The 22829-nt window shown below is 59.2% G+C and carries 17 protein-coding genes, 2 tRNA genes and 4 pseudogenes; 15 read left to right on the top strand and 8 right to left on the bottom strand.

Features of this window, described 5'->3' with window-relative positions:
• Nucleotides 1–144 precede the first annotated feature (144 nt).
• The 5 genes and pseudogenes from ACF8O8_RS24005 to ACF8O8_RS23985 all read left to right on the top strand — a co-directional run.
• A pseudogene (locus ACF8O8_RS24005) lies at nt 145–837 on the top strand (methyl-accepting chemotaxis protein); the annotation flags it as partial.
• Between the two features lie 360 nt (nt 838–1197).
• Nucleotides 1198–1743, top strand: a pseudogene (locus ACF8O8_RS24000) (methyl-accepting chemotaxis protein); the annotation flags it as partial.
• Nucleotides 1744–1902: 159 nt separating this feature from the next.
• Nucleotides 1903–2355 carry a DUF2867 domain-containing protein gene (locus tag ACF8O8_RS23995; RefSeq protein WP_392510599.1) on the top strand — a complete coding sequence of 151 codons (453 nt, stop codon included), beginning with the start codon at nt 1903–1905 and terminating at the stop codon, nt 2353–2355.
• Between the two features lie 249 nt (nt 2356–2604).
• Nucleotides 2605–2940, top strand: a pseudogene (locus ACF8O8_RS23990) (Hcp family type VI secretion system effector); the annotation flags it as partial.
• 278 nt (nt 2941–3218) lie between these two features.
• Nucleotides 3219–3593 (top strand): hypothetical protein, encoded by a 375-nt coding sequence (locus ACF8O8_RS23985; RefSeq protein WP_392510598.1) that lies wholly within the window; start codon nt 3219–3221, stop codon nt 3591–3593.
• A 427-nt stretch (nt 3594–4020) separates the two neighbouring features.
• Here the strand turns inward: ACF8O8_RS23985 and ACF8O8_RS23980 are convergent, their stop codons facing one another.
• The 4 genes from ACF8O8_RS23980 to ACF8O8_RS23965 form a co-directional block, all read right to left on the bottom strand.
• Complete coding sequence (locus tag ACF8O8_RS23980; RefSeq protein WP_020192088.1) at nt 4021–5586, bottom strand: iron ABC transporter permease; 1566 nt, start codon at nt 5584–5586, stop codon at nt 4021–4023.
• On the bottom strand, nt 5586–6599 hold the full coding sequence (locus ACF8O8_RS23975; RefSeq protein ID WP_003249550.1) for an extracellular solute-binding protein: 1014 nt from the start codon (nt 6597–6599) through the stop codon (nt 5586–5588). Before ACF8O8_RS23975 ends, ACF8O8_RS23980 begins: the two co-directional genes overlap by 1 nt.
• Nucleotides 6600–6771: 172 nt before the next feature.
• A tRNA-Leu gene (locus tag ACF8O8_RS23970) sits at nt 6772–6858 on the bottom strand.
• A gap of 88 nt (nt 6859–6946) precedes the next feature.
• Nucleotides 6947–7033, bottom strand: a tRNA-Leu gene (locus ACF8O8_RS23965).
• Nucleotides 7034–7305: 272 nt separating this feature from the next.
• Here ACF8O8_RS23965 and rnr point away from each other — a divergent pair.
• The 7 genes from rnr to dnaB all read left to right on the top strand — a co-directional run bounded on the left by rnr (nt 7306) and on the right by dnaB (nt 14471).
• The gene (rnr, locus tag ACF8O8_RS23960; protein WP_392510597.1) at nt 7306–9879 is read left to right on the top strand and encodes a ribonuclease R; all 2574 of its coding nucleotides are present in this window, start codon (nt 7306–7308) and stop codon (nt 9877–9879) included.
• Nucleotides 9876–10622, top strand: coding sequence for a 23S rRNA (guanosine(2251)-2'-O)-methyltransferase RlmB (gene rlmB / locus ACF8O8_RS23955; RefSeq protein WP_010955473.1), 747 nt, complete (start codon nt 9876–9878; stop codon nt 10620–10622). Before rnr ends, rlmB begins: the two co-directional genes overlap by 4 nt.
• A gap of 289 nt (nt 10623–10911) precedes the next feature.
• The gene (gene rpsF / locus ACF8O8_RS23950) at nt 10912–11337 is read left to right on the top strand and encodes a 30S ribosomal protein S6 (RefSeq protein WP_003249557.1); all 426 of its coding nucleotides are present in this window, start codon (nt 10912–10914) and stop codon (nt 11335–11337) included.
• A gap of 28 nt (nt 11338–11365) precedes the next feature.
• Complete coding sequence (gene rpsR / locus ACF8O8_RS23945; protein WP_003249563.1) at nt 11366–11596, top strand: 30S ribosomal protein S18; 231 nt, start codon at nt 11366–11368, stop codon at nt 11594–11596.
• Between the two features lie 33 nt (nt 11597–11629).
• Nucleotides 11630–12493 (top strand): hypothetical protein, encoded by an 864-nt coding sequence (locus tag ACF8O8_RS23940; protein WP_003249565.1) that lies wholly within the window; start codon nt 11630–11632, stop codon nt 12491–12493.
• A gap of 20 nt (nt 12494–12513) precedes the next feature.
• Nucleotides 12514–12960, top strand: coding sequence for a 50S ribosomal protein L9 (gene rplI, locus ACF8O8_RS23935; protein ID WP_003249568.1), 447 nt, complete (start codon nt 12514–12516; stop codon nt 12958–12960).
• Between the two features lie 113 nt (nt 12961–13073).
• Nucleotides 13074–14471 (top strand): replicative DNA helicase, encoded by a 1398-nt coding sequence (gene dnaB / locus ACF8O8_RS23930; protein WP_010955472.1) that lies wholly within the window; start codon nt 13074–13076, stop codon nt 14469–14471.
• Nucleotides 14472–14495: 24 nt separating this feature from the next.
• On the opposite strand, the gene ACF8O8_RS23925 is transcribed toward dnaB, so the two are convergent.
• Together ACF8O8_RS23925 and ACF8O8_RS23920 are read right to left on the bottom strand one after the other, a co-directional pair.
• Complete coding sequence (locus ACF8O8_RS23925) at nt 14496–16151, bottom strand: ATP-binding cassette domain-containing protein (RefSeq protein WP_392510596.1); 1656 nt, start codon at nt 16149–16151, stop codon at nt 14496–14498.
• 1 nt (nt 16152) lies between these two features.
• Entirely contained in the window at nt 16153–17307 is a 1155-nt protein-coding gene (locus tag ACF8O8_RS23920; RefSeq protein WP_392510595.1) for a YcaO-like family protein, read from the bottom strand.
• A 631-nt stretch (nt 17308–17938) separates the two neighbouring features.
• Between ACF8O8_RS23920 and ACF8O8_RS23915 the strand changes: the two genes are divergently transcribed.
• Both ACF8O8_RS23915 and ACF8O8_RS23910 read left to right on the top strand, forming a co-directional pair.
• Nucleotides 17939–18154 (top strand): DUF3077 domain-containing protein, encoded by a 216-nt coding sequence (locus tag ACF8O8_RS23915; protein WP_019438726.1) that lies wholly within the window; start codon nt 17939–17941, stop codon nt 18152–18154.
• Nucleotides 18155–18438: 284 nt separating this feature from the next.
• Nucleotides 18439–20739 (top strand): YgiQ family radical SAM protein, encoded by a 2301-nt coding sequence (locus tag ACF8O8_RS23910; protein ID WP_014592586.1) that lies wholly within the window; start codon nt 18439–18441, stop codon nt 20737–20739.
• A 120-nt stretch (nt 20740–20859) separates the two neighbouring features.
• Here the strand turns inward: ACF8O8_RS23910 and ACF8O8_RS23905 are convergent, their stop codons facing one another.
• Complete coding sequence (locus tag ACF8O8_RS23905; protein WP_392510594.1) at nt 20860–21447, bottom strand: TIGR00730 family Rossman fold protein; 588 nt, start codon at nt 21445–21447, stop codon at nt 20860–20862.
• Between the two features lie 348 nt (nt 21448–21795).
• On the opposite strand from ACF8O8_RS23905, the gene azu reads away from it, so the two are divergent.
• On the top strand, nt 21796–22245 hold the full coding sequence (gene azu, locus ACF8O8_RS23900; RefSeq protein WP_003249580.1) for an azurin: 450 nt from the start codon (nt 21796–21798) through the stop codon (nt 22243–22245).
• Nucleotides 22246–22347: 102 nt separating this feature from the next.
• On the opposite strand, the pseudogene nadE reads toward azu, so the two are convergent.
• Nucleotides 22348–22659 (bottom strand): annotated as a pseudogene (nadE, locus tag ACF8O8_RS23895) (NAD(+) synthase); the annotation flags it as partial.
• Nucleotides 22660–22829: the final 170 nt, after the last annotated feature.

Raw genomic sequence — 22829 nt, 5'->3', positions numbered from 1 at the left:
GGGCAAGATGTGCGCTCTGGGCTCGACGGCCTGTCCAGCAGTACCCGCCAGCGCCTGAGCGCAGGGTTGTCGGAGCGCCTGCAAAGCGAACAGCAGCAACTGCGCAGCACCCTGGAAAAGAACCTCAAGGATTCCGCCAACGACATGGCCGAGCTGCTGGCTTCGGTTGCCCCGCGGGCGATCTGGGACAACGACGTGCCTGTGCTCTCAGACTTCGCCCGACGCGCTCAGCGTAACCCGAACGTGCTGTTCGTGGTGTACGACGACGCTCAGGGTCAGCACCTGACTCGCTACCTCAACCGGCAAAACCCGATCAACCAGGCCTTGATGGAAAAGGGTCAGGGCGAGCGTGCGCTGGACAAGGTGATTGATGCTGCCCGGCGTGACCCGGCGGTGTACTTCGTCGAAGCCTCGATCAGCCCCAATGGCACGGAAATCGGTAAGGTGGTGATGGGTGTTTCCACTGCCGGCATCGACCATGAGCTAAAGGCGCTGGACCAGCGCTTCGCGGCGCTGATCGCTAGCGGAGAGCAGTTGGTTGGCGACAGCCTGGTCGGTGCTGCTGCCGATAGCGGCAAGACCCTGCGTGAGCGCCTGGAGAAGGCGCAGGGCAGTGCTGCCGCCATGCAGGCCAATACCGCGCAAACCGTGCGCGATGCCGCTGCAGAGCTGCGCTGGCGTATCGGTCTGGGCCTGGTGCTGGTCGGCCTCGGGGTGCTGGTAGTGGTGGCTTTGGTGCTAGGCCGCCGGGTACTGAGCAAGCTGCGCCTGTTGATTGCCGCTCTCGATGACTTGGCGGCCGGCGAAGGTGACTTGACCAAGCGCGTGCCGCTCGACAGCCGAGATGAAATCGGCGACATGGCCTCGGCAGTGAACCGCTTTGTCGACAAGTTGCAGCCGATTGTGCGCGAAGCCGGCGAGGTGGCGCAGCGCACGGGTGTGGAGATTGGCGCGATGGCCCAGCGCAACGCTGGCGCAGATGCTGCCGCCGCATTGCAGCGCGATGAAGTGGCCGCCAGCCTGCGCGACCTGTCGAGCATGGCTGATGAAGCACAAGCCGAAAGCCATGCGATGCAGGCGGCGTTGCAGCAAGTGGTGGATATCCGCCAGGCGACCGATGAAAACAGCCGCACCTCGACCCAGCTTGCCGGTTTGATCGAGAACCTGGCTGGGCAGGTGGATGCCGGCTCCCAGGTGATCGAGCGCTTGGCCAAGCAGAGCGAGCAGATCGAAGTGGTGCTCACGGTGATCCACGGTATCGCCGAGCAGACCAACCTGTTGGCCTTGAACGCCGCCATCGAGGCGGCCCGTGCTGGCGAAACCGGGCGCGGCTTTGCCGTGGTGGCCGACGAGGTGCGCGCGCTGGCGAGCAAGACGCAGAGCTCTACGGGCGATATCCAGGCGCACATCGCAGCATTGCAGAAGGGTGCCAAGGAGGCGGTGGCCACCATCAGCCAGGCTGGGCTCAAGGCTAGCGAAGGCTTGCTGGTGCTGCGTGACAACGAGCGTCGGCAGCAGTCAGTGCAGGCGGCGGTGGAGCAGGTGCATGCGGCCATTGGCTTGGCCACCCGTGCGGCCGAGCAGCAGGCGAATGGCGCGCAGGCGGTGCGTGGGCGGGTGGAGACTATCCATGCTCAGGCTGAGCGTTCGGCTGAGGTGGTGATGCAGACTACGGCCAGCAGCAAGGTGCTGGATGATCTGGCGGCTCAGCTGCGCGCCAGCCTGGGCCAGTTCCGGGCCTGAATCCTGCGCGGTCTCTTGTGAGAGCAATTGTCTTGCTCAATTTCTAAAAGCTGGCGCGATCCCTGTGGGAGCGGGCTTGCCCGCGAACACGGGCGAAGCCCGTGCCATCCACCACGGTGTTGCTATGCTGTCGGCGACACATGGCAAAAGGAGTTGCTAATGTCCGCCCAACTAATCGCTGCCCAGGCCGACCTGAATTTCCTGCACAGTGACAGCGTAAAGCTCACTGACCCGATGACCGCCCTGCAAGCCTACTGCGCCATGACCTCGGACGTCCCCTGCTGGCTGGCCCGGGCCTTCCGCATTCGCGACTTTATCTCACGCCGTTTCAATGTCGCCGATATTCACGGCTTCACTCGCGGCGATCCAACGCATGTGCCAGCCGTCGGTGAGCGCCTGGACTTCTTCACTGTCGAGACCATCAGCGACCAGCAGCTGGTGCTGACTTCGCGTGATACGCACTTGGCGGTGATGGTCTGCATGGATGTGTACGGGCAAAGCTTAAGCGTGACCACATCGGTGCTGTGCCTCAATACTTTTGGCCGGTTGTACATGCTGCCGGTCGGCATGGTGCATGGCCTGATCGTAAGGAAAATGCTGGAGAAGCTTTAAGCAGCATCGAAACTGACCAGGAAACATTCTTTTACTGACCAAATCGTTATCATCGTCGAATCTGTAGGAGATTTCCCAAATATTCCTTGATAGGGCGTTTGCTGTTGCAAGGGCTGACACAGGGGTTAGTGTTGTATTGAGCCTGAAGGCGGTCGGTACCGGCCGCCGTTTTACTTCGGGAGCAACCTCAGGATGACGACGTCTGAACATCGTCGTTATCAGCCGGACCTTTACCAGGGAGAGGTAAGCATGGCTTTCGATGCTTATGTTCATATCGCGGAAGTCACTGGCGAAGCACTGGATGAGCAGTACGCCAACTGGATCGAAATCATCGGCTACAAGTTCGGTGCCAACCAGAGCACCTCTGCCACCGCAAGCTCCGCAGGCGGCGCATCGTCAGGCCGCACCACACTCACCAACTTCACCTTCACTAAGTACCTGGACAGTGCCAGCTGCAAGCTGCTGGAGGCGAGCTGTGCCGGGCAGCACCTGAAGGAAGTGAAGCTCGTGCTGTGTCGTGCGGGTGGCGACAAGCTCAAGTACTACGAAGTCGTCCTGGAAGAAGTGGCGTCAACCGAACTGTCAATTCGTAACGCTTGCGTGCTTGGGCGGGAGGAGGAGTGCAGAAAGGCTGAGTATGTCGAGAGGAGTTCGCTAGTTGCGAGCTTGGGGCTAGGAGGAATGGGTGGACATGTCGGGGGCCTATTGGGGCCAATAGCATGTGTTGCTGTAGGTATTCCCACCGGTGGAACGGCAACTTTCGCATGTGCGGTATTGGGGGGAGCGGCTGGAGGTATTGCTGGCGGTGAGTTTGGTGAGGTATTGGGAGAAAGCGTGGTGGAGATTTTGTATGAGGCAGTGCGATGAGTAACTTGCACCTGGCAGTGCTTGGTGTGTTTGTAATTATCTCCCCGTTTTTGATGTTTGGTGTGTGGGTATTCGTTGCGTATCGATATCTGGATCGTATCGAATCAATCTTGTCAAATAGCCGAATGGTGGCTGTGAACAGAGAAATATATTCTCATGCTGGGCTGCTTGGGAAAGTCATGCGGCTAGGATCAATCTCTGCAATGCTGTCTATGAAATATTTTAGCGTTCGAAAGGGCCTATTAGATCGCAATGATGTTGCTAAGGCTCCCGCCGACCTGCAAAGGCTGTTAGTGCGCTTGTGGACCGTGCAAATTTTGCTGATTGCACTGATTGTTCTTTTTTTTGTTTGGATAGAGTACTTGAGGTAAGCCCTGGTCAAAAAGAATGCAACCCATTGTTTTCTAAGCACTCAAGCAGCCGCCAGCTGAAACCCCAGCTTGTCGATCTATAGAAGCTATCGAAAAAGCTTTAGCGAAATGCAAGTATATTCAGAATAATAGGGAAAAAACTTTTCAGCGGCTGGCCTTACTGGAAAATTAATGCGTACTTGCCTGGCGGCAAATATGCTCATGATTCCAGGGTCGTTTGTTCGAAAAGGTGTGGCAGATATTCCAGATCTCGAGAGTTTCCCAAGGTCTATGAAAAGAGTTTTGTTATCCTCTTGGGTGGGACTTGTAGTATCTACGACCTTGTTCTTTGCTTTCAACTGGCTAGTGGGAGTTTTAAAGTGAACTTGTGATGAAGTCTCAGGCACTCAGGCTTGTGCCCAGGCCACATGGCGGCCTGGGCAGGCTTTCAAGCCTTGTTCAAATACATCCGCGTAGTCAGCAAATACACCGGCAACCCCGACACCACAATCAACAACGCCGCATACGGCGCCGCCGCCGCGAACTCGACGTTGGCTGTGTGTGCCCACACCTCGGTGGCCAGGGTGGTCATGCCGGTCGGGCTGAGCAGCAGGGTAGCCGTCAGCTCTTTCATGGCATCCAGGAACACCAGCGCAAAGGCTGCCGCCATGGCCGGGAAGATGATCGGCAAGGTCACCCGGCAGAACGCGGCAAAGCTGCTGGCGCCAAGGGTGCGCGCAGCTTCTTCCAGCGTTGGTGAGGCCTTGTTCAGTGCGGTGCGCACCGGCGACTGGGCCAGCGGCAGGAACAGCAGTGCATAGGCCAGCAGCAATAGTGCCGTGGTCTGGTACAGCGCCGGCACGTAGTGCAGGGCGAAGAACACCAACGTCAGGGCAATCACCAGGCCGGGCAGGGCGTGCAGCAGATAGGGCAGACGCTCGGCCCAAATCGCCAGGCGGCCTTTGTAGCGCACCACCAGGAAGCTGATAGGCAGAGCCAGCAGCACACAGAAGCCGGCACCGCCCAGCGACACCGACAGCGAGGTGAACAACGCCTTCGAGATGGCCGCCACCGGGAATGCCGCCGACGAACCCACGCTCAGCCAGTAACCGAGCATCGCCAGCGGAATGCCGCTGCCCAGCACCGCCAGGCCCACGCAGAACAGTTGCGCCAGCACCGCCCAGCCGCGCAGCCGCACCGGTTGCGCACGCCGCGCTACGCCCTGGCCGATGCGTACATGGCGGGCTTTGCCGCGCACCCGCAGTTCCAGCCACAGCATTGCCAGGCACATCGCCAGCAGCACGGCAGACAGCATGGCCGCGTTGGCGTTGCTGAACTCCAGTTCGAACTGCTGGTAGATCGCCGTGGTAAAGGTTTGCAGGCCGAGGATCGACAATGCGCCAAACTCCACCAGCATATGCAGGGCAATCAGTAGCGCACCGCCGAGCATCGACGGCCACAGCAGTGGCAGGGTGACTTTGCTGAACACGCCCCAGCGGCTGCAACCCAGAGTGCGTGCCGACTCCTCCAGCGAGGTGTCGAGGTTGCGCAGGGTCGCGGCAACGGGCAGGAACACCAGCGGGTACTTGGACAGGGCCATGACCATGATCGCGCCGCCCAGGCCTTCAAAGTCCGAACTTAGCGACACCCAGGTGAAGCTGCTGACGAACGACGGCACGGCGAATGGCAGGCATAGCACCACGCCCCACAACCGGCGGCCGGCCAGGTTGCTGCGCTCCAGCAGCCAGGCCAGTGCCAGGCCGACCACCATGCAGGTCAGCGTCACCCCGACCATCAGCAGCAGGGTGTTGCGCATCAGCCCCCAGACAAAGGGCCGCCACAGCAGGTGCAAGGCTTCGCGCCAGCCGGCTTCCCAGGCTTTGATGGCGACATAAGCCAGTGGCAGCAAGCTCATTGCCACTAGGAACAGCACAGGCAGCACTACCCAGATGGAAGGGCGCTTGCGGCGCGGTACGAAGCGTACCGGCACCGGTTCGGACAGGGCGGCAGTCATCAGAGCAAGCCGACCTCACGCTCAAGTTCGATGGCTTCCTCGGCATTGCCCAGGTCAGCTGGCGAGATCTTCGGCGGGCGCAGCTCGTCGAACGGTTTCAGGCCGCGGTCAGAAACCATGCCCTTGTGCAGTGGGTACTCGGCGGTGGTCTGGGTGATCACGCGCTGGCCTTCTTCGCTGGCCATCCAGTTGAGCAGGGCCTGGGCTTCTTTCGGGTGTTTGCTGGCCTTGACCACGCCTGCGCCGGAGATAGTGACCAGGTTGCCAGCATCGCCGTCGGCCAGGTAGTAGAGCTTGGTGTCCAGCTTGCCGCGTTCGCGTTCAAGTGCGTACCAGTAGTAGTTGTTAACCAGTACTGCAGCCACTTCACCTTTTTCCACAGCTTTGAGGGCGACCATGTTGTTGGTGTAGGTCTTGCCGAAGGCTTTCAGGCCGGTCAACCATTCTTCAGTGGCTTCGCGCCCGTGCATCTTCAGAATGGCCACGGCCTGCTCCTGGAACGCACCGCTGGTAGGGACGTAGCCGACGCGCCCTTCCCACTCAGGGTTGGCGAAGTCCATCACCGTGGTCGGCAGGTCTTTCTCGTCGACTTTCTTCGGGTTGTACACCACGATGCGCGTACGGGCGGTGATACCCATCCAGGTGCCGTTGGCGCCAACGTACTCCTTGGGCATCATGTTCAGCGTGGCGTCGTCAATCTTGGCCAGCAGGCCCAGCTCGCCCAGGTTGTTCAGGGGCGGGGACTCTTCGGTGTAGATGATGTCGGCCGGCGAACGATCACCTTCCTCGATGATCTGGCTGGCCAGCTGGTTGCTGCTGCCTTTGCGGATGTCGATGTGAATGCCGGTCTTGGCCTCATAGGCCTTGGCAATGGCTTCGCCAATTTCCTTGTGCTGACCGTTGTACATGGTCAGCGTGACCGGTGCGTCTGCCATGGCGGCCGGAGCGCCGATGACCAGGCTCAGCACTGCGGCGGCCAGGGTACGCATCAGCGGTTGCGGGCGGATCGTCATGCGGGTACTTCCTCGCTTACGGCTACATATTTGGAAACAATGGTAAACGAAATTGTTTCTCAAGTGGCCGTGTGACGAGAAATTCATGGTCAGACCATGGTGCAAGGGGGGGGAGGGGGCACATAAATCGCAGGCAAGAAAAAACCCACTAGCAAGCTAGTGGGTTTTTGTATGGTGCCCAGGAGAAGACTCGAACTTCCACGACCTTGCGGTCACTGATACCTGAAACCAGCGCGTCTACCAATTCCGCCACCTGGGCAAAGCTTTACATCATCTGCAGAAGGCGACTATCGTTCGCTTTCACACAGTAGTAACAGATCCTTGGTCATCTGTTACTTGAAAATATTTGGTGCCCAGGAGAAGACTCGAACTTCCACGACCTTGCGGTCACTGATACCTGAAACCAGCGCGTCTACCAATTCCGCCACCTGGGCACACATTCGAGGTTACTTGATGCTTTACAGCGTCGTTCATCTCTACTACAACTTCGGGGTTGTCCGTCGTTGTGGTGCGCACTATACGGACGCTCCCCAAGGCTGTAAAGCCCCCAATCGAAAAAAAATTCAAAAAATTCAACTTGTTGATTCCACAAGCCTATTTCTGCTGTTTATGCACTGCAGCGGGGGCTGTCCAAGGCAGACATTTCCGGTTTCAATACGCCTATGCCAGAATTCCTATCTATATACCCCAAGGTGAACCCCTTCTGATGGCCGATTGGCAATCCCTCGATCCCGAGGCCGCTCGCGAAGCGGAAAAATACGACAACCCCATTCCCAGCCGTGAGCTGATCCTGCAGCGTCTCGCCGACCGAGGCGAACCTGCTGCCCGCGAGGAGCTGGCAAAAGAGTTCGGTCTGTATGAAGAAGACCAGATCGAAGCCCTGCGCCGCCGCCTGCGTGCCATGGAGCGCGATGGCCAGCTTATCTATACCCGGCGCGGCACTTATGCCCCGGTAGACAAGCTGGACCTGATCTGTGGTCGCGTCTCCGGCCACCGCGACGGCTTCGGCTTCCTTATTCCCGATGACGGCAGCGAAGACCTGTTCCTCAGCCCGTCGCAGATGCGACTGGTGTTCGACGGCGACCGCGGCTTGGCCCGCGTCTCCGGTGTCGACCGCCGTGGCCGCCGTGAAGGCGTGCTGGTCGAAGTCATCTCCCGTGCCCACGAAAGCGTGGTCGGCCGCTATTTCGAAGAAGGCGGCATCGGCTACGTGACCCCGGACAACCCGAAGATCCAGCAGGAAGTGCTGGTGACCGCCGGGCGCAACGGCGGTGCCAAGATCGGCCAGTTCGTCGAGATCAAGATCACCCACTGGCCGACTCCGCGCTTCCAGCCGCAAGGCGATGTGGTCGAAGTCATCGGCAACTACATGGCGCCGGGCATGGAAATCGACGTTGCCCTGCGCAGCTACGACATTCCGCACGTCTGGCCCAATGATGTGGTCAAGGAAGCACGCAAGTTCCGCTCCGAAGTCGAGGAGAAGGACAAAGAGAAGCGTGTCGACCTGCGTCATCTGCCGTTCGTCACCATCGACGGTGAAGACGCCCGCGACTTCGATGATGCCGTTTATTGCGAACCGCTGGGCAAGCTGCGTCTGTTCTCCGGTGGCTGGCGCCTGTACGTGGCCATCGCTGACGTCTCCAGCTATGTGCGTCTGGGCTCTGCCCTGGATGTCGAAGCCCAGCAGCGCGGTAACTCGGTGTACTTCCCCGAGCGCGTGGTGCCGATGCTCCCCGAAGAGCTGTCCAACGGCCTGTGCTCGCTGAACCCGCATGTCGACCGGTTGGCCATGGTCTGTGAAATGACCATGAACAAAGCCGGCCAGATGGTCGACTATCAGTTCTACGAAGGCGTGATCCACTCCCATGCCCGTCTGACCTACAACAAGGTCAGCAGCATGCTCGAGCACTCGCGTACCCGTGAGGGCAAGGCGCTGCGCGAAGAGTACAAGGAGGTCGTGCCGGACCTGAAGAACCTGTACAACCTGTACAAGGTGCTGGTGGAGGCGCGCCACACCCGGGGTGCCATCGACTTCGAGACCCAGGAAACCCGCATCATCTTCGGCGAGGAGCGCAAGATCGCCGAAATCCGCCCGACCGTGCGCAACGACGCCCACAAGCTGATCGAGGAATGCATGCTGGCGGCCAACGTGGCCACCGCCGAGTTCCTGCAGAAGCACGGCGTACCGGCCCTGTACCGCGTGCATGACGGCCCGCCGCCGGAGCGCCTGGAAAAACTGCGCACCTTCCTCGGCGAGTTGGGCCTTAGCCTGCACAAGGGCAAGGACCCGTCGCCGAAGGACTACCAGGCCCTGCTGGCGAGCATCGCCGGTCGCCCGGACTTCCACCTGATCCAGACGGTGATGCTGCGCTCGCTGAGCCAGGCCGTGTACAGCACCGAGAACAACGGCCACTTCGGCCTGAACTACGAGGCGTACACCCACTTCACCTCGCCGATCCGTCGTTACCCGGACCTGCTGGTGCATCGCGCCATCCGCAGCATCATCCGCTCCAAGGTCGATACCCCGCACGTCAAGCGTGCCGGCGCCATGAGCATTCCCAAGGCGCGTATCTACCCGTACGACGAGAACACCCTGGAGCAACTCGGCGAGCAGTGCTCGATGACCGAGCGCCGGGCCGACGAAGCCACCCGTGACGTGGTCAACTGGCTCAAGTGCGAGTTCATGAAAGACCGCGTGGGCGAGACCTTCCCGGGTGTGATCACTGCGGTTACCGGTTTCGGCCTGTTCGTCGAACTGACCGATATCTATGTAGAGGGCCTGGTGCACGTCAGTGCGTTGCCGGGTGACTACTACCACTTCGACCCGGTACACCATCGCCTGGCCGGCGAGCGCACCGGTCGCAGCTTCCGCTTGGGCGACACCATCGAAGTCAAGGTCATGCGTGTTGATCTGGATGAGCGCAAGATCGACTTCGAAGTGTCGGAAAAGACCCTCGCCGCACCGATCGGCCGCAAGCAGCGTGGCGCCGCACCGGTTGCGGAAAAAGCCGAGCAGCAGCCGACAACCGAAGCGAAAGCCACGCCCAAGCCGCGCAGCCGCAAAAGCGAAGCGTCCGAAGCGTACTTCCCCAAGGATGCTGTGCAGCGTAACGCAGAAGTGCGTAAAAGCCGCGAGATGAAAAAAGCGCTGATGACCGACGCGCGCAGCAGTGCTGGCAGCAAATCGGAGAAAGGTGGCAAGCCGTCCGGCAAACCGACCAAGCACCGTAAAGGCCCGCCGAAGTCCGGCGCTCCACGCAAAAACAAGAGCAATTCATGAGTCAGCTGGAAAAAATCTACGGCGTACACGCCGTGCAGGCATTGCTGCAGCACCATCCAAAGCGGGTCAAGCAGATCTGGCTGTCGGAAGGGCGCAGCGAGCCACGCCTCGAAACCTTGCTGGCGCTGGCCGCGGAAAACCGCGTGCCGGTCGGCCAGGCCGAGCGCCGTGAGATGGATGCCTGGGTCGAAGGCGTGCACCAAGGCGTTGTAGCCGAGGTCAGTCCGAGCCAGGTGTGGGGCGAGCTGATGCTCGAAGAGCTGCTTGAGCGCACAGAAACGCCGCCGCTGATCCTGGTGCTGGACGGCGTGACCGACCCGCACAACCTCGGCGCTTGTCTGCGTACCGCGGATGCGGCCGGTGCCACGGCAGTGATCGTGCCCAAGGACAAATCCGCAACGTTGACGCCGGTTGTGCGAAAGGTGGCTTGTGGGGCGGCCGAAGTCATTCCGCTGGTGGCTGTGACCAACCTGGCGCGTACGCTTGAGAAGTTGCAGCAGCGTGGCCTGTGGGTAGTGGGTACTGCTGGCGAGGCCGAGCAGGAGATCTACCAGCAGGACCTGACCGGGCCACTGGTGATGATCATGGGGGCGGAAGGCAAGGGCATGCGCCGGCTCACCCGTGAGCATTGCGACTTCCTGGTCAAGTTGCCGATGGCGGGTAGCGTCAGCAGCCTTAACGTGTCGGTGGCGACCGGGGTTTGTCTGTTCGAAGCCGTGCGTCAGCGGCAGGTCAAGCGCTGACTCTCAGCCTGTTCCGGCCTCTTCGCGGGTGAACCCGCTCCTACAGGGTGATTGCGTTCCCCTGTAGGACTGGGTTCACCCGCGAAAGGGCCCGCAGCTTGTGAATATGTTTCAGGCTGTTCAAATATTCACCAATCACCTTGCTTGTGCGCCCCGGCTTCTCTACAATTGCGCCCCTTGCCGAGCTGGCAGGCGCTCATGTGCCTCCCCTCCGTGCAAGACATACAGTGTCATTCACTCCTTGTCTGACCAGATTCACTGGCAGACTACTAACCCGTAAGGAGCATTCATGCGTCATTACGAAATCATCTTCCTGGTTCACCCGGACCAGAGCGAACAAGTCGGCGGCATGGTTGAGCGTTACACCAAGCTGATCGAAGAAGATGGTGGCAAGATCCACCGCCTGGAAGACTGGGGCCGTCGTCAACTGGCCTACGCAATCAACAATGTTCACAAGGCTCACTACGTGATGCTGAACGTTGAGTGCACCGGCAAAGCCCTGGCCGAGCTGGAAGACAACTTCCGCTACAACGATGCCGTTATCCGTAACCTGGTCATCCGTCGCGACGAAGCCGTTACCGGCCAGTCCGAGATGCTGAAGGCTGAAGAGAACCGCAGCGAGCGCCGTGAGCGTCGCGAGCGTCCTGAGCATGCTGACTCCGCCGAAGGCGACGACAGCAATGACAGCGACTCCAGCGATAACGCTGACGAGTAATCCACGGACCTTTAGAGGAGCCTATTAAATGGCACGTTTCTTCCGTCGTCGTAAATTCTGCCGCTTCACTGCTGAAGACGTGAAAGAGATCGACTTCAAAGATCTCAACACCCTGAAAGCTTACGTATCCGAAACCGGCAAGATCGTTCCAAGCCGTATCACCGGTACCAAAGCTCGTTATCAGCGTCAGCTGGCTACCGCTATCAAGCGCGCCCGCTTCCTGGCCCTGCTGCCCTACACCGACAGCCACGGCCGCTGAGACCGGGTCGTCGACAAGCAGTAAGGGATTAGCATGCGAGCGTTAGCAAGTTTCATCATGCGCGGTCGTGTGCAGGCCACCCTCGTGGTGGTCATCAGCGCGGTACTGCCGCTGCTGTTCTGGTTGAGTGCCGCTGCCGGCAGCCTCGTGCTGCTGCGGCGTGGGTTCAAGGATGCTACATCGGTCATCGCCGGCGGCTTGCTGGCCGGGCTGGCCGTGTGGGTCATGGGTGATCCCATCACCTTTCTGGTGATTGCGGGTGCCTTGGCCCTGGCCGCCATGTTGCGTGCCGAGCACCCCTGGAGCCGGGTGTTGCTCGCCAGTGCCGTGTTCGCCGTGGCTTTCAGCCTCGTGCTTGATCTGGCGCTGGCGCAAACCTTCGATGTGCTGGCCAAGGCGTTTGCCGAAGCCATGCCGAAAATCGAAGGGCAACCGGTGCTCTCCGGTGAGCTGATCCGCCCTGTGCTGGTCGCTTCCACAGCAGTGACGGTGCAATTGTTCAGTGTGCTGGCGTTGATGCTGGCGCGCTATTGGCAGGCAGCGTTGTACAACCCTGGAGGCTTCGGTCGCGAGTTTCGCGAACTGAAGTTGCCGAAACAGACCATGGCGGTCTTGGTGGCAGTGATGGTGGTGGCGCCGTTTATCGGCCCGCAGTTCATCATCCTGGCATCGGCTTCCAGCCTGGTACTGGTGCTGGCCGGCATCGCCTTGATGCACGGGCTGGTGGCACAGGGCCGACTGGCCGGTTTCTGGCTGGTGGGGATGTACGTGACGCTACCGCTGATCATGCAGCTGATTTATCCGTTGCTGATGGTTTTGGCCATTGTCGACAGCCTGATTGATTTTCGCGGTCGCAAGTCCCCTCCGGGGAAAGACTCCGCGAACGGTGAAGGTTAAAAGTTAAGAGGTTTTACCAAATGGAACTGATCCTGCTGGAAAAAGTCGCTAACCTGGGCAACCTGGGCGACAAAGTAAAAGTTAAGGCTGGTTACGGCCGTAACTTCCTGCTGCCATTCGGCAAGGCCACCGTTGCCAACGCCGCCAACCTGGCTGCGTTCGAAGAGCGTCGTGCCGAGCTGGAAAAAGCAGCCGCTGACAAGAAAGCTTCGGCTGAAAGCCGCGCTGCCCAACTGGCCGAGCTGGAAGTGACCATCACTGCCACCGCTGGCGACGAAGGCAAGCTGTTCGGTTCGATCGGCACCCACGACATCGCTGACGCCCTGACCGCCTCCGGCGTTGAAGTGGCCAAGGCTGAAGTTCGTCTGCCGAACGGCACCATCCGTCAGGTTGGCGAATACGACGTAGCCGTGCACCTGCACAGCGACGTTGAAGCCACCGTACGCGTGGTCGTCGTAGCTGCCTAAGCTGCGCTAACTGGCTGGCTCCTTGCGAGTCAGGCGGTTAACATCGGGCACGGTCCTGTTTTCGACAGGCCGTGCCCTTTGTCTTTTTCATCCTCCAGAATTCTTTCGTGGCCATGAACGAGATCACCACCTCCGAACAGCTTGACCTGCAAACCGCAGCCCTGAAGGTACCGCCGCATTCCATCGAGGCCGAACAGGCCGTGCTCGGTGGCCTGATGCTGGACAACAATGCCTGGGAGCGGGTGCTGGACCAGGTGTCGGACGGCGACTTCTACCGGCATGACCACCGGCTGATCTTCCGCGCTGTGCACAAGTTGGCCGACGCCAACCAGCCATTCGACGTGGTGACCCTGCACGAGCAGTTGGACAAGGAAGGCCTGTCCTCGCAAGTCGGCGGCTTGGCTTACCTGGCCGAGCTGGCCAAGAACACCCCTTCGGTGGCCAACATCAAGGCCTACGCCGCGATCATTCGTGAGCGGGCCACGTTGCGCCAGCTGATCAGCATCAGTACCGACATCGCCGACAACGCGTTCAACCCGCAGGGGCGCAACGCTGCCGAGATTCTCGACGATGCCGAACGGCAGATCTTCCAGATCGCCGAGGCGCGGCCTAAAACCGGCGGCCCGGTGGGCGTCAACGAGCTGTTGACCATGGCCATCGACCGCATTGATACGCTGTTCAACTCCGACAGTGACATCACCGGTATCTCCACCGGTTACACCGACCTGGACGAGAAGACCAGCGGGCTGCAGGCAGCCGACCTGATCATCGTCGCGGGTCGTCCGTCGATGGGTAAGACCACCTTCGCCATGAACCTGGTGGAAAACGCCGTACTGCGTACCGACAAGGCGGTGTTGGTGTTCTCCCTCGAGATGCCAGGTGAGTCGCTGATCATGCGTATGCTCTCGTCCCTGGGGCGTATCGACCAGACCAAAGTCCGTTCCGGCCAGCTGGATGACGACGACTGGCCGCGCCTGACCTCGGCAGTGAACCTGCTCAACGACCGAAAATTGTTCATCGACGATACGGCGGGTATCAGCCCTTCGGAAATGCGCGCGCGTACCCGCCGCCTGGCCCGTGAGCATGGTGAAATCGCCATGATCATGGTCGACTACCTGCAGCTGATGCAGATCCCGGGGTCGGCCGGTGACAACCGTACCAACGAAATTTCCGAGATTTCCCGCTCGCTCAAGGCCCTGGCCAAAGAATTCAACTGCCCGGTCATTGCCCTTTCGCAGCTGAACCGCTCGCTGGAACAGCGCCCGAACAAACGCCCGGTGAACTCCGACTTGCGTGAATCCGGTGCAATCGAGCAGGACGCCGACGTGATCATGTTCGTGTACCGCGACGAGGTGTACCACCCCGAGACCGAGCACAAGGGCGTGGCGGAAATCATCATCGGCAAACAGCGTAACGGCCCCATCGGCTTCGTGCGTTTGGCGTTTATCGGCAAGTACACCCGGTTCGAGAACTTGGCGCCGGGGATGTACAACTTTGATGATGATGAATAACCCATTGAGCTAGCAAGGCCGCTCCTACAAGGTTTGTGGTGCGCCTGCTAGCTCTGAAATCTGAGCGATGTTCGTTTGCCCTTGGCTGATGATCCGCCCCTCGCTCAGGGTGATCACCCGGTCAAACCGCGACAGTGCGCTCTGATCATGCGTCACGCAAATCAGCCCTCGCCCTTTAAATGCTTCGAACAACAGGTCCCAGGTACGCTCTGCCGACGCGGCATCGAGCCCGGCTGTGGGTTCGTCAAAGAAATTGAATTCCCCAGGCTGATTAAGAAGGCGTAGCAGCGTCAGCCTGCGTGCTTCGCCGCCCGATATCGATTCTGCGCGTGCATCCAGATCAAGTTCGTACCAGTCTTTGCTCAGGCCCAACCGTTCAAGCCATCGTTCGATTTGAGCGCGATCATGAGCTTGCTCGAACAGCACCGCGCGGGGCAGGGGGCCGGGAATGAAATGCGCATCCTGAGGGCAGAGTCGTAATCGACTGAATTGTTCACTAGCGTCGAGCGACGCCAGGCACCTGCCGTGCAGGTGCACATCCTTGCGCAACGGGAATATCGTTCCCGCCAGCGTATGCAGAAGTGTCGATTTACCACATCCGCTGGGCCCGATCAGTGCGACCCGTTCTCCTTTGTGCAGTACCAAGGGTTCTTCGATGTGAAGTTGTACAGTATCTCGAGCGCTCAACTGGCACGGGGCGATGCTTAGGCCAGCGTCCTTGTCTTGGGACTTCGCCTCAGTAGTGCATGCTGGGCCGAACGAGGGGAGCTGGAGCCAGTGTTCGAGTTTGCGTTTGTCTAGCCGAAACTGGTCTAGCAATCGCCAGGCCTCAGCAAGTTGCGCAACCCCTGCCAGCAATCCGCTCACCAAGGTGAAGAGAGCAACCAGCTCGCCCAGGCTCAATTGCGGTGTTGCCAGAGCCTGATCATGGATACCCCACATGAGCAAACCGCCACTGCCCAGGCCTATGAACAGGGTGCGCAGGCTCTGAATCCAACCCCCACTGTGAGCTACCTGCACTGCTGAGTCGGCATAGTGCGAAAGTGTCTGGTTGACCGGGAGCATTGCGGCATCCTCGGCCTTTTCCAGTTTGACCGTTGCCGCGCTGGCGAAGGTATCGACCCATTGTTCCGCCAGTTCATCCTCGCGCGCGTTCACTGCCTCGATATGTGGCCGGCGCCAGCGCACCAGGCGATCGTTGGCCCACAGGTAGGCCAGGCTCAAAGGGATGAGGCCGATCAATACCGAAGTAGCCCCCAGGTAAGCGAAGAGCGTTATCAGCACTGCAGCTTCGGCTAGCACCGGCCATGCCGAGCCAATCAGAAAGCCTAACCACCGCTCCTGTGCGGTAATGCCCCTATCCAGTACTTTTACCAGTGTTCCGCCATGGAGTTGTCCATAGGCCTCGAAGCGCTTGTCCAGCAATTCGCGGCACCAGCGGATGGAAAGTTGCTTCACGCGTTCCTGGCAAAGCCGCGCCAGGCACCAGGCTTGTAGAGGGGTCATTGAGGCTTGTAATGCGACAAGGCATATGAAGGCTCCTAGCAGAAGCTGGGAAGACGCGGCTGAGGTGGCCAGGTTGTCAATGATGTCGGCCAAGACTAGAGCAGGTACGACGGTCGCGATTTTCAGGAGCAGTGTCGCGCCGAGGGCGGCGAGAATTCCTCTATAGATTTGCATGTCATTGCCTTATGCCTTTGAGTGCACTCTGTGGCGCGACTGGAATACCTGATCTGATCAGGTGGAAGCGTTCAAGTCCGGGTATGAACACCTGAACAACCGTAGCGAGATTCGGGTGCTCATAAAGTGTGCGATAGAATGCGACCTTATTATGTTTTTCCAAGTTGATCAGTGTTCGCTTGACTTGCCCGCGCACGCTGAGGTCGGTATGCGGAGGGTGAAAAGCGGGTACAGCATATGTGGGGCATGGGTGTATAAGTGCTGAAAGGCGGGTTGAATGAGTAAGCATTTTTTCAGCAGAGAGATCCTCTTGTTTTTCTGTGGCCCCAGAAAGCTGCTCGCACTGAATCTGCTCCGTTACGGCGCGGTACATTGCAATGGAGGGGTTGATGGAGCTGCCGGAGCCAATGCTGCTGAGTGAACCTTCTTTTTTACTACGAGAAACAGCAATGCAAAATGAAACTTCGTAGAAGTCGTGCGTCAAGTATATTTCTAGTTTTTTGGCTCGGCGGAGAAGCTCGGTATCATGGGCAAATGTTTCTTCCAGAAAAGAACTCGAAGGTTGGTAAAGTTCGGGTGGGGAAGTCAGGCCACAAAGTGATAGGTAGTACATAGAAAGTGCGTGACGTTCGATAGCTTCATTGATGGCGTGGAGCAGAGCCTCGTTCTCCGTGCAGCCAAGTGCTGTACCAGAGTTAGTCGAATATTTGGAAAGAAAGTCCGCTGCAGTTTTTTCGATTTCATCAATGTTTCTGGAGGAAGGTGCTATCAATATCGCGGGAATGGCTATTTCGTCGTAGCTGTTCAATGCCTGAAGACTGAAATAAGGTATTCGGCAATCCGGGGGAATGGATTTTAGGAGCCAATCGTCAAATGGGGCTATCGATTGCAAAATTTGGTCGCTTTCGATGAGTGGTGGAGTGCTCTTGTCGACGAAGTAATGCTCTAGGCTCTCGGCAAGGGCTCCTAGTTCGCAATGCTCCCCTTTTCCTGCTCCGCAAGAAACTTCTTTGTAGGCGCTGTCGTATAAGTGGCATGTGGCGACCAGGCTATTCTTTTTTGATAGTTCTGTTTTCGATTGAAGCCCTAAGTGATGATGCATTCTTGTCAAGCGGTTGTAGGCCTCTTCTATGTTCAGCTCGCGTTCGGTGATCATGTTCTGCTCCTTGGTAGAGCCAGAAGGGGCTAAGCCCCTTCTGGTTTGTCACTTACAGAAGGTTGAGAAATTCAACCTCGGACTCGGTGAATGTGTAGTTCATCACGCGTGGGATCTGCAGAGTGTGGATTTCAGAACGACGACGTCCCATGGCTAATGCTCCTATAGAGTTGGTTTGAGTGCGCCTTTCAGCGCGTCACTGTTGTAGCACTTGTTTTTTTGGGGGTTCAAGATCTTCTCGGGATTTGTTGAGGAAAGTTAATGTAGGATTTTTTACTAAGACTAGAAGGTCGATTCCTACAATTCTTAAGAGATAAAGAAAAAAGCACCAATAATTAGCTGGTTAGCACTTTCTCAGGGTTGGGTAGGCTAAACATTCAGTAAAAAACTGAAGGAATTGCGATCGCTCAGCAGGGGGCGCGATCGCCATCGGTCTAAGCAGGCTCAGGTTTTCCTGTGAGTAATCGCCTTGCCCCGATCCACCCCACGATCCCCCTTTTCTTGAAGACAACCCGATGCAGGGGCAGGGGCCTGCTGTAAGGCTTCGTTGATGTGTTGCCTGGGCTGGCCCTTTCGCGGGTGAACCCGCTCCTACAGGTTCACCATAGGCTTCAAGAGTTGCACCGTACCTGTGGGAGCGGGTTTACCCCACCCGTTGTTCCGCATCGAGCCCGGGATCCAGTGTAGAGACGCCCGCGAGCAGTCTTCGGAGTTGATGGGCTATGTGCGCGAACTGACCATCACCGGGTTGATGGATGAGAAGCCGATGATGATCTGGGCTGCCCATTACCTGAGTGCGATGGCCAAGGCGCTGATGGATGATGCTGAGCTGTGGATGAGGCAGTGAGGGGTTGGCTTCAGGTTGCATGAAGGCCGCCAGGAGTTCGCCGCAACAGTTTCAGCGCCTATGAGATCGAGCGCCGCCCGCGCGGCGCTTGATCTCAAAGGCGCTGCAAGGATTCTGTCGAACACCTGGCAACCCCACTACACCCCTCAACCCAACCACCTGCCACGTCCATCCCCCAACCGTCGCCCCGCCCACCAATCCCCACGAATCCAGTCGGATTTGGTCAAAATTTGTGCTATATTCCGCGCCCGCGATTTCCCTGCACACCAGAACCGGTCACTGACATGCAAGCAGCCAAACCACTCTACGACTATCCCAAGTACTGGGCCGAATGCTTCGGACCAGCACCTTTCCTGCCAATGAGCAGGGAGGAGATGGATCTGCTCGGCTGGGATTCCTGCGACATCATCATCGTGACCGGTGATGCCTACGTCGACCATCCGTCGTTCGGCATGGCCATCATTGGCCGTCTGCTGGAAGCCCAAGGCTTCCGCGTGGGCATCATCGCCCAGCCGAACTGGCAGTCGAAAGACGACTTCATGAAGCTCGGCGAACCGAACCTGTTCTTCGGTGTGGCCGCCGGCAATATGGACTCGATGATCAACCGCTACACCGCGGACAAGAAGATCCGTTCCGACGATGCCTACACCCCGGGTGGCCTGGCCGGCAGCCGTCCGGACCGTGCCAGCCTGGTGTACAGCCAGCGCTGCAAGGAAGCCTACAAGCATGTGCCGATCGTGCTCGGCGGCATCGAGGCTTCGCTGCGCCGCATCGCCCACTACGACTACTGGCAGGACAAGGTTCGTCACTCGATCCTGATCGACGCCAGCGCGGACATCCTGCTGTTCGGCAACGCCGAGCGTGCGGTGGTCGAGGTGGCCCAGCGCCTGTCCAACGGGGAGAAGATCGAGACCATCACCGACGTGCGCGGCACCGCCTTCGTGCGCCGCGATACCCCGCAGGGCTGGTACGAGATCGACTCCACCCGTATCGACCGCCCGGGGCGCGTTGACAAGATCATCAACCCGTACGTGAACACCCAGGACACCCAGGCCTGCGCCATCGAGCAGGCCAAGGGCGACCAGGAAGACCCGAACGAAGCCAAGGTGGTGCAGATTCTCGACAGCCCGGCCGTGACCCGGGAAAAGTCGGTGATCCGCCTGCCATCGTTCGAAAAGGTGCGTAACGACCCGGTGCTCTATGCCCATGCCAACCGCGTGCTGCACCTGGAGACCAACCCGGGCAACGCCCGCGCGCTGGTGCAGAAGCATGGCGAAGTGGATGTGTGGTTCAACCCGCCACCCATCCCCATGAGCACCGAGGAAATGGACTACGTGTTCGGCATGCCTTACGCCCGTGTGCCGCACCCGGCCTATGGCAAGGAGCGCATCCCGGCCTACGAGATGATCCGTTTCTCGGTGAACATCATGCGTGGCTGCTTCGGTGGCTGTACCTTCTGCTCGATCACCGAGCACGAAGGCCGCATCATCCAGAACCGCTCGCACGAGTCGATCCTGCACGAAATCGAAGAGATGCGTGACAAGGTGCCGGGCTTCACCGGCGTGGTCTCGGACCTTGGCGGGCCGACTGCCAACATGTACCGCATCGCCTGCAAAAGCCCCGAAATCGAGAAGCACTGCCGCAAGCCGTCGTGCGTATTCCCGGGTATCTGCGAAAACCTCAATACCGACCACAGCTCGTTGATCGAGCTTTACCGCAAGGCCCGTGCCTTGCCGGGTGTGAAAAAGATCCTGATTGCTTCCGGCCTGCGCTACGACCTGGCGGTGGAGTCGCCGGAGTACGTCAAGGAACTGGTCACCCACCACGTTGGCGGCTACCTGAAGATTGCCCCGGAGCACACCGAGCGTGGCCCGCTGGACAAGATGATGAAGCCGGGTATCGGCACCTACGACCGCTTCAAGCGCATGTTCGAGAAGTTCTCGAAAGAAGCGGGCAAGGAGCAGTACCTGATCCCGTACTTCATTGCCGCGCACCCCGGTACCACCGACGAAGACATGATGAACCTGGCCCTGTGGTTGAAGGGCAACGGCTTCCGCGCCGACCAGGTACAGGCGTTCTACCCGTCGCCCATGGCCTCGGCCACGGCCATGTACCACTCAGGCAAGAACCCGCTGCGCAAGGTGACCTACAAGAGCGAAGGGGTGGAGATCGTCAAGAGCGACGAGCAACGCCGTCTGCACAAGGCGTTCTTGCGCTACCACGACCCGAAGGGCTGGCCGATGCTGCGTGAAGCGCTGCAGCGTATGGGCCGAGCCGACCTGATCGGGCCGGGCAAGCACCAGCTGATCCCGCTGCACCAGCCGCAGACCGATACTTATCAGAGCGCGCGCCGGAAGAACTCGACCCCGGCGGGGAGCCACAAGGTGGGCAAGGACCAGAAGATCCTGACCCAGCACACCGGCCTGCCGCCGCGTGGCAGCGATGGCAGCAAGCCGTGGGACAAGCGCGAAAAGGCCAAGGCCGAGGCGTTTGCGCGTAACCAGCAGGCTGCCAAGGAGCGCAAAGAGGCGAGCAAGGGTGGCAAGGGCAACAAGAAGCCGCGTCAGCCTGTCATTCCGCGTTAACTGATCGACTATTGGGGCTGCTTTGCAGCCCATCGAGAAACAAGGCCGCTCCCCCATTGCCTTTGTGGGGGCGGCCTTGTGTCGCGAAAGGACCGCGAAGCGGTCCCAAAAGTCTCAGCTTCAGTCAGGCTGCTTGTCGACCCACTTAGGCGCGACCGGCGCCACAAAGCTGTCCATCTCGTCCAGCAGCTCGTCCGGCTGCTGCCCCAGCAGCAACATCGCCCGGTGTTGCGGGCGCACGAAACCTTCTTCGACGATATGGTCGAGGAACCCGCCCAGCTTGTCGTAGAAACCGTTCACATCCAGTAGCCCGAGTGGCTTGGCGTGATAGCCCAGCTGCCCCCAGGTCCACACTTCGAACAGTTCCTCCAGCGTACCCAGCCCACCCGGCAAGGCAATGAAGGCATCGCTCAGCTCGGCCATGCGGGCCTTGCGCGCATGCATGCCATCCACCACTTCCAGGCGGGTCAGGCCCTTGTGGCCGACTTCAGCGTCCAGCAGGCTCTGCGGAATGATCCCGACCACTTCGCCGCCGGCCGCCATGGCCGCGTCGGCCACCACGCCCATCAAGCCGACCGCGCCACCGCCATACACCAGGGTCAAGCCACGGCGGGCAATGGCCTGGCCTAGCGCGACGGCTGCTTCACGGTAGGCAGGGTTGGCGCCCATGCTGGCGCCGCAGAACACACAAACGGAACGTACGGGCATTGCTCATCTCCTGTCACTGAGGCGCACAGGTTACGGCGCATGCCGGTCACTTCCAAGGCCGGTTCATTCTGGCCGGGAGAATTCGCAGATGGCTCCTGTGGCCCCGTGGGCGTAGGCGGCGAGCAGGCTATTGAGGAAGTTGGAGATGGGCATTTGGTATTGCTCCTAAATGAGAGGTTGTCTCATCGTCCAATAAAAGGGCATGATGTGCCCTTAGATTTGTTGTATACAATCCATTGAACAATTCTACTGGCTGGCCTCTTGACGCCCCCTTGACCCATATCAGCAAGGGGCTGAACGGTTTCAGGCAGTCTCGCAATTGATAAAACCCTGCCAAGGAGATTCATGATGTTTGCGAAAGCTGTAGCGGTATCCCTGCTGACCCTCGCCAGCGCTTCTGTCTTCGCCGCCGAGTGCTCGGTCACTGTCGACTCGACTGACCAGATGTCCTACACCAGCAAGGAATTCACTGTCGACAAGAGCTGCAAGGAATTCACCGTCAAACTGACCCACTCTGGCAACCTGCCGAAGAACGTCATGGGCCACAACCTGGTGATCAGCAAGACTGCCGACATGCAGGCCATTGCCACCGAAGGCATGAGTCAGGGTCTGGATAAGGACTATCTGAAGGCTGACAACGCCGCGATCATCGCCCACACCAAGATGATCGGCGCGCCTGAGAAAGAAACCGAAGTGAAGTTCGACACTTCCAAGCTGGAAGCCGGTGGTGACTACAGCTTCTTCTGCACCTTCCCGGGCCACATCTCGATGATGAAAGGCAAGGTCATCGTCAAGTAATCAAAGGCTGACGGCGAACCCTGCAGGAGCGGGTTCACCCGCGAATGCATCGGTGGGTTCACCCTCGTATTCGCGGGTGAACCCGCTCCTGCAGGCCACTTATCAAGGAGCGAACGGCAGTTCGCGCTTGTGCTGGGTCTTGCGGTAGGTGGCGACGATGATGTCGAACGCTGCCTGGTCAACCGGCTGCCCATGCAGGAAGGCATCGATCTGCGCGTAGGTCACGCCATGTGACGCCTCGTCCGGCTTGCCCGGCTCCAGGTCTTCCAGGTCGGCCGTTGGCACCTTTTCCACCAGTGACTCCGGCGCACCGAAGCTGCGCGCAATCGCCCGCACCTGATTCTTCACCAGCCCACTCAACGGCGCGAGGTCGCAGGCACCATCACCAAACTTGGTAAAGAAGCCCATCACCTTCCTCCCCCCGAAATAGTGCCCAATCCGGCGCAGTGACTGAGTGAGTGACTATTTGTGCTCTTGTGCAGAAGCTGTATCTGCACAGACTGGGGGTTCTGGGCTGCGTGATCTCCTCGAGCTTCATCCGATTTCGCTAGATTGGGCTGAGCTTGGATAGGGCATAATGTCCT

This window comes from Pseudomonas sp. TYF_14, assembly GCF_043105275.1.
GTDB lineage: Bacteria > Pseudomonadota > Gammaproteobacteria > Pseudomonadales > Pseudomonadaceae > Aquipseudomonas > Aquipseudomonas alloputida.
Note: the sequence above shows the minus strand (reverse complement) of the source record. Positions and strands in the feature narration are given on the sequence as shown.